The 10,894-nt window shown below is 43.6% G+C and carries 10 protein-coding genes and 1 tRNA gene; 7 read left to right on the top strand and 4 right to left on the bottom strand.

From position 1 onward, the window contains the following. Positions 1-260: 260 nt before the first annotated feature. Positions 261-680 carry a hypothetical protein gene (locus tag DMB44_RS00825; protein ID WP_110640175.1) on the bottom strand — a complete coding sequence of 140 codons (420 nt, stop codon included), beginning with the start codon at positions 678-680 and terminating at the stop codon, positions 261-263. Positions 681-1,194: 514 nt separating this feature from the next. On the opposite strand from DMB44_RS00825, the gene DMB44_RS00815 reads away from it, so the two are divergent. After that, a complete protein-coding gene (locus DMB44_RS00815) occupies positions 1,195-2,472 on the top strand; it encodes an MFS transporter (RefSeq protein ID WP_110640170.1) in 1,278 nt (425 codons plus the stop codon). A 5-nt stretch (positions 2,473-2,477) separates the two neighbouring features. Here DMB44_RS00815 and sepF read toward each other — a convergent pair whose 3' ends face one another. After that, positions 2,478-2,840, bottom strand: a complete 363-nt coding sequence (sepF, locus tag DMB44_RS00810) for a cell division protein SepF (RefSeq protein ID WP_110640174.1) — start codon at positions 2,838-2,840, stop codon at positions 2,478-2,480. A gap of 129 nt (positions 2,841-2,969) precedes the next feature. On the opposite strand from sepF, the gene DMB44_RS00805 reads away from it, so the two are divergent. Next, entirely contained in the window at positions 2,970-4,160 is a 1,191-nt protein-coding gene (locus DMB44_RS00805; protein ID WP_237265203.1) for an MFS transporter, read from the top strand. Here the strand turns inward: DMB44_RS00805 and DMB44_RS00800 are convergent, their stop codons facing one another. Next, positions 4,161-4,838, bottom strand: coding sequence for a glycosyltransferase family 2 protein (locus tag DMB44_RS00800; RefSeq protein WP_110640169.1), 678 nt, complete (start codon positions 4,836-4,838; stop codon positions 4,161-4,163). It abuts the gene before it with no gap. A gap of 272 nt (positions 4,839-5,110) precedes the next feature. Between DMB44_RS00800 and DMB44_RS00795 the strand changes: the two genes are divergently transcribed. After that, a complete protein-coding gene (locus DMB44_RS00795) occupies positions 5,111-5,635 on the top strand; it encodes a peroxiredoxin (RefSeq protein ID WP_110640168.1) in 525 nt (174 codons plus the stop codon). A 5-nt stretch (positions 5,636-5,640) separates the two neighbouring features. On the opposite strand, the gene DMB44_RS00790 is transcribed toward DMB44_RS00795, so the two are convergent. Next, on the bottom strand, positions 5,641-6,432 hold the full coding sequence (locus tag DMB44_RS00790; protein WP_110640167.1) for a S24/S26 family peptidase: 792 nt from the start codon (positions 6,430-6,432) through the stop codon (positions 5,641-5,643). A 169-nt stretch (positions 6,433-6,601) separates the two neighbouring features. On the opposite strand from DMB44_RS00790, the gene DMB44_RS00785 reads away from it, so the two are divergent. The 4 genes from DMB44_RS00785 (at position 6,602) to DMB44_RS00770 (ending at position 10,286) form a co-directional block, all read left to right on the top strand. After that, positions 6,602-7,171 carry a hypothetical protein gene (locus tag DMB44_RS00785; protein WP_237265202.1) on the top strand — a complete coding sequence of 190 codons (570 nt, stop codon included), beginning with the start codon at positions 6,602-6,604 and terminating at the stop codon, positions 7,169-7,171. Between the two features lie 81 nt (positions 7,172-7,252). Next, positions 7,253-8,461: an MFS transporter gene (locus DMB44_RS00780; protein ID WP_110640166.1), complete on the top strand. Its 1,209-nt coding sequence runs from the start codon at positions 7,253-7,255 to the stop codon at positions 8,459-8,461. A 144-nt stretch (positions 8,462-8,605) separates the two neighbouring features. Beyond that, positions 8,606-10,186, top strand: a complete 1,581-nt coding sequence (locus DMB44_RS00775) for an APC family permease (RefSeq protein ID WP_110640165.1) — start codon at positions 8,606-8,608, stop codon at positions 10,184-10,186. A 25-nt stretch (positions 10,187-10,211) separates the two neighbouring features. Next, a tRNA-Glu gene (locus tag DMB44_RS00770) sits at positions 10,212-10,286 on the top strand. The last annotated feature ends 608 nt before the right edge of the window (positions 10,287-10,894 follow it).

The following is a 10,894-nucleotide window of genomic DNA, read 5'->3' as shown; positions in this document are numbered from 1 at the left end:
GAAAGGCAATCCCTGAAGCATTTGACGGGATAGAGGGTATTGGGTTATACCCGCGAAGTTTAAGCATCAAAGAGATGATAACTTCCAAAGGTGGATGTTAACATGGTTAACAGAAACCATAACCTAGGAAGACCATGTATGAATATTTCCATTGAGAGGAGTCAGTGTATCGCATGTCTGAAGAGAGCTTTACTGCTTCCCACAAACCCCTAACTTTTCTATAAATAGAAAGATTCTATTTCTTCACCGATCCGGGCGGTTCAGTTGATCCAAAGCTGACCTCTAATGAATGGAGATCCAATGAAGTGTCCCCTTATTATACCGATATGTATGACTGGAAAGAGGAACACCCCAAGCAGCAGCGAGATTATCACGGCTATAAAGATGGCGATTATGGCGAGCGAGAGAGCATCGATCCATCCTATACTATAAACCTCTTTAAATACCCAAAGAGATCCTATAAAACCGAATATGACGCCTATAAAAGGAGTGAAAAGAGAAAATATGAAGAAGAATATGTAAAATATTATGAGTGAAAGCAGCGTTGCAGCCATGGCCTGCCCGAAGGTTGATCTTCTGGAAACGATCTTACCAGCCAGCCACACCGGAACTGAAGCTATGATCAGCGTGATTACTATTGCTATGACAAAGGCTATGAAATCTCCAATTATCAATAACACAAAAAGCATATCATATACGGATTTAAAAAAGTTGGTAGCGATCCATGCTGCAGAGATTATCTATGGAACATGTTAGAATATTATGGTTCCTGTTAACGTTTTAAGCACTCATCTTTAGAAGTTATAACTTCCATGATGCTCAAACTCCCCCCGGTATAACACGATACCTTTCCCTTCGGCAAAAGATCAGGCAGCGTCACTTTTATCATGATGTGATACGCATTCAGATCGGCATGCATCAGCGTCCCTCTGCTGAAGAGTTTGCACCATGTATGTCTCATCACCGTGTATTTGGACATCCACTGCTTCCCGCAAAAAATTGAATTTTTTACATTCATGAAAACCGAAATTCAGGATCTGGAAAATATATTCTTCATTCCTGTTATACAAGTGAAATCACCGATCGGTCTGATAGCAAATGTTTCCGTATATCAGCATATTCATAATTTTTCAAAGCGTTCATAAGCAGGGAACGATTATATAGTGCCCAGATATTCCTCAAATTCGTGATGTATTGCCCGATAACAGGTGGTTCATTAGCTATCTGATGTCCAGCATGGCCTCTGGCATCACAAACCCAATGATACCGCTTTTTGTGGTCGTTTATCTTCATTCCAACGTCTTCTTCGTTGGCCTTGCATCGGCAGTTTCATCAGCCGCTTCGGTACCTGCGCTTATATTCTGGGGTGATCTTTCTGATTCTGTATCGAAGAGAAAGATATTTGTCCTGATTGGTTTCTTCGGTGCGTTCGTATCATTCTTGCCAGTGGTTTTTGTCAGGGATATTTATCAGTACCTCGCCATACTCATAGCTTTTCAGGTTGTTGCGATGGCGAGCGTACCCGTTTCCACCATCATGCTCCTTGAGCAGAACGATCGATCAGTCTGGCCCCAAATCATATCAAAATTCAGCATGACCTCTGGAATCGGTTCCGTTCTGGGGCTAGGATTAGGAACGGCACTGATAACATTCTATTACAGGCCTTCGGCGCTTCCGTATGTGTACATAGTTTCATCGATGATTTATCTAATAGCAGGCATTATGGCGCTTAAGTTCATACATGAGCCATCCAGAAACCTTAACAGAAATGCCATACCGGCAAATACCTTCCGTGTTATAGAGAGGACGCGGTATTTTCCTACAGCAGTCATACACTTCATGCGATTGAACGGAAAGAATAACGGGCACAGGTTAGACAGAAACCTTGTCATGTTCATAGCTATGACCGCCTTCCTGATGTTCGGTTTCCAGATCTTCTTTGTTCCATACCCGGTAATGGTCATAAATTTCGGCGCAAACAATACCCTGATATTCTTAATGTACATGTTCAACTCAGCTTTTTCTACCGTTTCGTTTATCTTTTCCGGGCGCATAGTGGAAAGGATAGGCGGCAAAACCGCACTCTTCCTTGCGGTCACAGCAAGGATAATAATATTCGGCCTTTCCGCTCTAATACCAGGTATAACGTCAAGAGATATTGCAATAATCTCAGCCGTTGGGATATATTCATTCCTCGGGGGTATATGGAGCATAATCAGTGTGAGCCAGACGAACTATGTATCTAGAAATGCCACGCAGCAGACGAGAGGCAAAGCTATAGGGCTGTACAACTCCCTTCTCGGCGTTGGTCAGATATTTGGAGGCCTTGTATCGGGCGAGGTGACAACTCTCTTCGGATATTCTGCCGATTATCTTATGGCCTCTACGGTCATCACGATAGGCATGATCATAATCCTGAAGATATACCGCGGGGAGAAGCTTTTCACTGCGAGATCAAGGCCATCGATCTGAGGCCCCTAAACTAGGCTCATGCTCCCTCTGTATTTTTCCCTATCTATCTTTATTCCGTTGGGAGTGATCATTATCATGTTCTTTGATACTTTCGCCACATCGCCGTTGATCTCCTTGCCTATGCTTGCGCACTTTTCCATTATTCTCCTTGAGGAAACGTCGTCTGTTACACCAGATACGTCAACCATCAGAATATTTCCGTTGTAAACAAAACGGCTGGCTTCAAGCAGATCCTCATAGGTGTATATCTCGGCAACCTTGACCATCTTCTGATCCTCCGGAGAGTTCTCTGGAGGGTATCTGGCAAGGTCTATGTATCTGACCCTTCCGTCATTCTTCTTCTGGTCAGACTTCTTCCTGAAGAGCATAAAGAAAGATCTGTAGGGTGTATTTAAATTTAGCATCTCTGTCTCTGTTTCGCTCATCATGCAAAGATAATGGTACGTACCTGAGCATATTTATATACAAGCGATCTATGCGCATCATTTAGACGGCAATTGAATCTGAACAATCAGAAATCCAAGATAAGACCTGGGAGATCGATGGCCAGATCCGATCTGGTCAGATACTACGTCTCGTACAATCTTTTCGCCTTTGCCAACGGTATGTTCGGGATATTCGTCAACATACTCTTCTTTACGAAATTCAGCATACTCAGCGTCATGGAGTATCAGGCAGCCATCCAGTCAACACAGACTATGATGTTCGTGGTCTCTGGATATCTCCTCAGAGCGACAAATGCCAGAACGCTGTTTTCCATAGGCACCATCGCTAGATCCCTCATAATTTTCGGCATGGTATTCGTTAAGGGGCCGTTCTATGTTCCCTTTGCCTTCGGACTTCTTTATGGCATTCCATCGGGCGTGTTCTGGGCAGGCAACAATACGTTGAGCCAGGCCATAACGAGGAAGATGAACAGGTTCAACTTCCTATCCACAAACTCTGCAATCTCAAGCTTAGCTGGGCTTGTTGCGCCTCTATTTGCTGGGTTCATAGTATCGGAGGCACATGGCACAGGCATAGCTAGATACAGGATAGATTTCATCATCTCTGCTGCACTCCTCATCGTCGCTGGCTTAATCGCCATGAGCATAAGGGAGAACGGTGAGAAGAGGATGAGCTTCGGTTTGAGGGACACGATGATAGGAAATCCAGATTACATGCGTTTCAAGATATTCTTCCTGCTGTCGAATATGCTGACAATAGTGATCACAACATTTGTGCCCATATACATATTCTACCTGACGCACGACTATCTGCTCGTTGGATTCTTTGGTACATATGCGGCTCTTGTCGTCATAGCCTCAAACATCTCCTCGATGTACATGCAGAAGTGGATCTGTTCATCATACAGGATGCTCATAGCCTCTGTGATTGCTTCATCGTTTCTTTATCTTATAGATGGATCATATGCTGTGGCAGCGGTGTTCGTGGCTTCCGGTATCATAACATTTCTCATGACGCCACTGGGCAACGCCGCAATGTCAAGCTTCATGAATTTCCTTGACGGAATAGAATACTCCTCCGGTTACTGGATAAATAGAGAATACTACCTTGTTTCTGGAAGACTGATATCATTCCTGATACTGTCCGTGATGTCCATCACCGGCGCATCTCTCTATGATTATGCGCTGGCCATACCGGCAATATCGTTGACTGTCATGGGCTATATCAAGGTACTGAAGTGATCATTCCGACACACGCTTCACAAACAAAGCGAAGAGATTGTGGAAACCGTCATGCCATGTCTTGAGTTTTGGCTTTGTTATCCTGACGCCGTATCTTATGGGTATCTCTATGAAGACACCGTGTCTAACGGCCTCTATCTTTATATTCTGCGAGAACGACATGCCATTACCCAGATTCTTCATTTTCCTGTAGAGATCCGATCGGAATATCCACATACCGCTCTGAGAATCAACCATCCTCACCTTGAAGAGTATGCGTATTGTGATGTTCAGAACCATGTTCCCCACATAATGGAGCGTGGTATAGTTGGTGCTTGTCCTGAAGGTGATTCTGTCGCAGGAGATGAAATCAACCCTATCAAGTATGAGAATTTCGATCAGCGGTTTCACTATGTCTGTAGGATAGGTTCCATCGCCATCCATGCAGACTATGATTTCACCAGATGCAGCTGGAATACCGGTCTGATAGGCTCTACCGTAGCCGCGTCTCGGTTCCTCTATAACCCTTGCGCCCTTTGATCTCGCTATCTCCCTCGTTCTGTCGGTGGAATTGGTATCGACCACTATTATCTCGGAGTTCTTGAAATCCGATCTTATCCCATCTATCACCGATCCTATCGTACCTTCTTCGTTGATTGTGGGAATGACAAAACTGATCTTGCTGTCGTCGATCATCATCTATACACGCTCTCGTCCTCATAGGTAGTCAGAGGTATATATTAGTATCTCTCGTACTGATGTCAGTCATTGAGCGAAGAGGCATTCGGAGATGGATCGCATTCGCTTGCCTCTATATCCGTATAATATTGGATTGCGTTTGGTATATCATCGCTTATCGCATTTGGGCGGATAATTTTTATCTATAACTATATTATCAGCTTAATTAATAAATATTATTTTTAAAAACAATCAGATGATAATTATTATAAACAACCTAGTGATATACCATTATGTCTCTTGTAAATAAAGCGGCACCTGATTTCGAGGCTAATGCCTTTGTAAATGGTGAAGTAAAAAAAGTTAGACTCAGCAGCTACAGAGGAAAATGGGTAGTACTTTTCTTCTATCCTGCGGATTTCACATTCGTCTGCCCAACAGAAGTCGAGGGTTTCGCAGAGGACTATGAGAAGTTCAAGAAGAAGAACACCGAGGTAATGTCAGTAAGCGAGGATACAGTCTACGTCCACAAGGCATGGGTAGAGCACGATGAGAGAGTTGCGAAGGCAAAGTTTCCCATGATCGAGGACAGGAAGGGCATAATAGCCAGAGCTTACGATGTATACAATGAGGAGACTGGAAACGCCCAGAGGGGCCTGTTCATTATCAATCCGGACGGCATTGTGAAGTATGTTGTGATAACGGATGATAACGTGGGCAGGAGCACTGAGGAAACTCTCAGAGTACTCGAGGCACTGCAGTCTGGCGGGCTATGCCCGGTTAACTGGCATGAGGGCCAGCCGACGATAAAAGTCTGAACACCTCATTTTTTTAATTTTTTATAAGAATAATATGAGATATAAGGCAGCACAAATATTGTGAACAGCGTTATAAATAAATAATCATAGGCGTACTCCGGCACTTCACTGTAGTAGGGCCATTCTCCGTATAGGCGCATTATATTTAGCTTTATGAGTCCGAGCCATGGTATCTGTCCATATGCGACTGCAACCACATTTTGCGGTTTCACTGGGGGATAGCCGAATATATTCTGATCCGCTGCGATGTATGCATCGTACTTTGCCACAAATAATGTTGATGTGGCAAGGTTATGATCGCCGACGGTTATGAATCCGTCTTCCCCCTGGAGTCCCTGAAGATTCACGTACAGGTTTCTTCCGTTGTAACTGCAGTCGTAGATTATCACGTAACTCTTGGTAACGCTGATCCAACTCTGATTATGGTATCCGTAGACCACCGGAGTGCCGTTGTTCCATGACAGATAGAACATGGCTCTGTGTATTATAACCTCTCCATTGGGCGCGGTATAGAGTATAACATCTCCGTACTCTCCATAGGTCTTATACCCTATATCTCTTCCAACAACGTATGTTATAACGTTCTTCACCGGGTCAGGAACCTTCTTCAACAGCACTATGTCCCCAGTATTTATCACTCCAAATTCCCATCTATTAGAATGCTGCATGCTCTCGGATTCAACAACAGACGCCGGAGGCCATATACCGCCATAGGCTGTCAATGAGGCTATGATTGCAACGATTGCTATGACAAGTATCAGCGTGCTGTATCTAGAGATCCTGTACTTCGACGACAACGATTCCGGTATGGAAATATTCTATTTTATACCTTTTTTTCGTATTCGTTTGATAACCATAGCTATACAGCAATGATAATATAAGAATAAGATATAAATGTTTGAATATTTTTGCATACGATATCCATATGTTCGCTAATATCTTTATAATAAGTTCAACTATACAACTATGTTTTTTGTGGCAACCATCGGTAAAGCCCATGAAAAAATAGAGGGCTACAGCTATAACGCTATGTTGCGGTACATACTCTCAATGAACCCAAGCAGGATATACGTGACCTATCTCACCCATTACGATTACGACCATGGCCTTTACGGCGAAGAAATAAAGAAACTTATGAGCGAGGATCTGCTTGCAGACAAGGTATCATTCAGGGGAGTCGATGAGAAAAAATACAGGGACCTTTACCAGAAGTATGTGGAGGAAAACAGATCTTCGCCAGAGTTCGTTATAAAATTTAATGTGCTGGATATAATGAACACGACTCTGAATTCATATCTCGAGGGTTACTGGAAAGATCCAGGCACAGTGAACTCGGAGGTTACCGATTCGCTGTTCAGAGCCAAACACAAGCTTACATACGCGATGTTTCCGGATCTTGAGGTTCTCACCTGGGAGAACAAGCATAGGGAGATAATGGAAAATATAGAGATGACTGGTGTCACGCCAAACACCATGATACTGTGCCCCGCTGAAAGCAGATACTGGTTCATCGATCATTTCAGCACGCACAAATGAATCCATGAAATTCTGAAATAGCTGAACGCATCGTGCGCAACGATTATACCATCTCTGGCAATTACCGCGGAAGGTATACTTTTGCCGGAGACATCATTTACGTACAGATCTATCCTTATCAGAAAGCAGATGCAGGCAGTGTCAGGAGCCCAGTTTATAAGGGTCCTTGCAAGATCTCAGATCTGGATATTTATTCCGGTGTACCTCACGGAGATTAGAGGTCTTCCAGTATACGTTAGCGGAGTACTCTTCCTTCTGACAGCGATCATAGCACTTCCGTTTTCAGTTTACGGTGGTAATCTTGTGGACACTCTCGGCCGGAGAAAAATATCGCTGGCGATACCTATATTCCTCTTTGCGCTAATGATGATAACTGCGTTCTCTATCCTGTACCGTGCAAAAGTCATGGTGATCATGGCGGAGTTCCTGACTATAGAACCCATATCGGTCATACAGTGGATAGCGGACAATGCAATAGTCTCAGATGTAACGAGTATAGGGGAGAGAACCGGTTCATTTGGCATCCTGCGCATAGCCGGCAATCTGGGGTTCAGTGCCGGCCCAGCCATTGGTGGATTTCTCGCCGATTATTCGTATTTTTACATCTTCATATTCGGCGCTGGTGGAGCCATAGTTGAATTTCTTCTCTACTACTTCCTCGTGAATGAGACAGGTAAGCTCAGAACAAGTACGGGCCGTTTCAATGTGCCCTTTTCTGATAGGTATTTTATCATAGTTGCTGCGCTGATCGGCGTTACATACTTCGTATCTGGGCAGTGGGGCACAACGCTCACACTCTTCCTCTCAGTCATATACATGATTCCGAACAGCATGATAGGTATCCTTTACTCCATAAACGGAATAACCGTAATAGCTTTGCAGATGCCAATAATACGCGCCATAGAGAGATTCAACGGTTTCAATCAGCTGGCTCTTGGAACCATAGTGTACGGAATTGGCTTCTTCATCCTCGCCTTCATACATAGCATAATCCTCCTTGGTCTTGATATAGTCCTTATAACCATAGGCGAAAACATACTTGCTCCGGTTACTAATTCCATAATTTCAAAAATCGCACCAGAGGACAGACGTGGCGAATACTTCGGATCTGCACAGCTGATAAGCGGTTTCATTTCGCCGCTTGCACCGGTGATGGGCACGCTTCTGATATACAGAAATCCGCATGATCCGGTTATGATATGGTCACCTGTGCTTACAATAGCCATATTTGCTTCTATCAGCATTGTAATCATAGGAAACAGGCTGATGAGATCAGTGGCGAGGCGATGATGCTTATTCAATATCGGCAATCCATGTACGGTCAGACATTATGCTCTGCTGAATTGTCGTTATATTTTATGAATCGCGGTAATACAATGCATGCCTTTGCATACATCATAAGAATTTTATATGAAAATTTCATCGACAGTAGAAATGGACGGAACGACTCCAGGCAACTACGGTAATAAATACATCAACGAGAGAAGATACGTCGAAGAGGATCGAAAGCTGAGGAAAGAGCTCGGGATACTTGATCTATTCATGATAGGCATAACCGGGGTGATCGGGTCAGGATGGCTGTTTGCCCCGCTTTATGCCGCCAGAGCTGCCGGCCCAGCGTCTATCATATCATGGATCATCGGAGGCATACTGGTATTGCTGGTTGGGTTGACATTTTCCCATCTTATGAGTTTCAGATCAGAAGCCGGTGGCATGGTTCGATATCCACTGTATACCCATGGAAAGATCGCAGGATCTATCACAGGCTGGGCTCTTTGGCTTGCATATACTATGAATCCGCCCAGCGAGGCCAGCGCGCTTGTTGAATACATGTCTTCATACGTCAATGGCATATTCATTGATGGTTCACTGACGTCAGAGGGGCTTGCAATAGCCATTGGATTCATGTTTCTGTTTGTGCTTGTAAATTATTACGGAGTCAGGACCTTTGCCCGTATAATCAATGGATTGACCGCGCTAAAGATAGTCGTCCCAACGATAACCATGCTTACGCTCATCTTACTGACCTTCAAATTTCATAACTTTACCGCTTACGGTTTCGTTCCCTACGGGCCATCATCCATACTTGCGGCCATAGTCTCAGCCGGTATAATTTATTCATATCTGGGCTTCCAAGCTGTGATAAATCTTGCCGGCGAAGCAAAAAGACCAGCTAGAGATGGCCCCATCGCCCTGATACTGGTCATAGTGTTTTCGCTCGTATTTTACATAATACTGGAAATATCTTTCATCGGTTCCATTCCTTCCGGATTGCTGGCTCATGGTTGGGCGGATCTGTTCCTCTCATCACCATTTGCCGATATTGCGATGTATTTCAACATGATGTGGCTCTATTCACTTATAATCGCTGATTCCATCTATTCTCCAAGCGGATCCTCCATGGCTGCAATAGCCTCCAATTCCAGAGCAACCTATGCGCTCGCGAAGGACGGATTCATGCCATCATTTTTCGTCAATGTTGATAACAAAAGCGGTATTCCAAGAGTCGCACTGCTTTTTAATTTTGCAATATCTGCAGTGGTACTGCTTACACTCAAAAACTGGCATTCAATAATAGAGGCGCTCGGTGTGCTTCTTCTGATATCATTTATTGGTCCAGCCGCATCCTCAGGTGTTCTTCGTAAAGTTCCGGGTAGAGATAGCACGCTTAAGGGTTTATATGGTATAGTGCAGCCTGTGGTGTTTGTGCTGGCTGGTTTGATAGCCTTCATAACGCCATTCACCAAGATAGTAGTGATAATAGCGTTGTTTCTCATTCCGATATTGCTGATTTTGTTTAAGGAGAAGGGGCTAGGAAAGATCGATATGAGATACGGAATGTGGCTACCCATGTATCTAATACTCATACTTGCAGGTTCATTTGTTTATTCCAAGGAATTTCAGAATATGAAGATATTCACGATGGCGGCATTTGTGTTTCTATCCGCATTATTATATATTTATGCTTTGAAAGGCGGTGCATCATTCATGCGGATTGCCAATCAAAAAGAATAAATGTCTAAATGAAATTTCCCTCAAAGCTCCGGTGGTGTAGTCCGGCCAAGCATTAGGGACTCTCAATCCCCCGACTCGGGTCCAAATCCCGACCGGAGCATAGTTGATTTTTTTGAAGAAAATGAAGAAGCCTCAAAATAGCAATTCAGTGAGCTGATCCTCAGCTGAGGCTTCGGATATTCCTGCTTCAATGATAAAATCGATCTCCACAGGCGTGAATTCGGATCTCATCGATCCCGCTCAAGCATCGTAAACTTGTTTATCGTGGATGATACAAAAGAATGTGGGAAGACAATTTATAAATAAATTCGTTGAGAGAAGTCCGTGTATCTCTTGTCCGAAGAAGGAGAATTACTGCTCCCCCCAAACCTCTAACTTTTTTTAAACTGATCCTATTTTTTTCTGATACCTATAGGATCCATAAATCGGGAAAAGATAAGGAATATGTTTGCCATGAACTTTGAAGATGTCTTAAATACACCGCTTTATAATTATTATTCTGCGCAATGGCGATAAATTGATCTATTCTATATGTATTGCAAAACCATAATTTAAAACTTAAACTCTATTCCTTATGGAATAATGATTATGCCACATATGGATGCAACGATGATGGCCACCCATCTCTCTGACCTAAATCCTATTGAAAGAAACGCCAGAGAATTAGAATAAAGGTTAATTGCATTGGCAGCGATCCCGCCAAGGAAT

The sequence above is a fragment of the Thermoplasma sp. Kam2015 genome (genome assembly GCF_003205235.1).
GTDB lineage: Archaea > Thermoplasmatota > Thermoplasmata > Thermoplasmatales > Thermoplasmataceae > Thermoplasma.
Note: the sequence above shows the minus strand (reverse complement) of the source record. Positions and strands in the feature narration are given on the sequence as shown.

Bases quoted from the DNA above. Each gene is read 5' to 3' on its own strand.
- sepF (WP_110640174.1), bottom strand. From the start codon at position 2,840: ATGCTCTTCAGGAAGAAGTCTGACCAGAAGAAGAATGACGGAAGGGTC.
- DMB44_RS00800 (WP_110640169.1), bottom strand. From the start codon at position 4,838: ATGATGATCGACGACAGCAAGATCAGTTTTGTCATTCCCACAATCAAC.
- DMB44_RS00785 (WP_237265202.1), top strand. From the start codon at position 6,602: ATGTTTTTTGTGGCAACCATCGGTAAAGCCCATGAAAAAATAGAGGGC.
- DMB44_RS00775 (WP_110640165.1), top strand. From the start codon at position 8,606: ATGGACGGAACGACTCCAGGCAACTACGGTAATAAATACATCAACGAG.
- DMB44_RS00795 (WP_110640168.1), top strand. From the start codon at position 5,111: ATGTCTCTTGTAAATAAAGCGGCACCTGATTTCGAGGCTAATGCCTTT.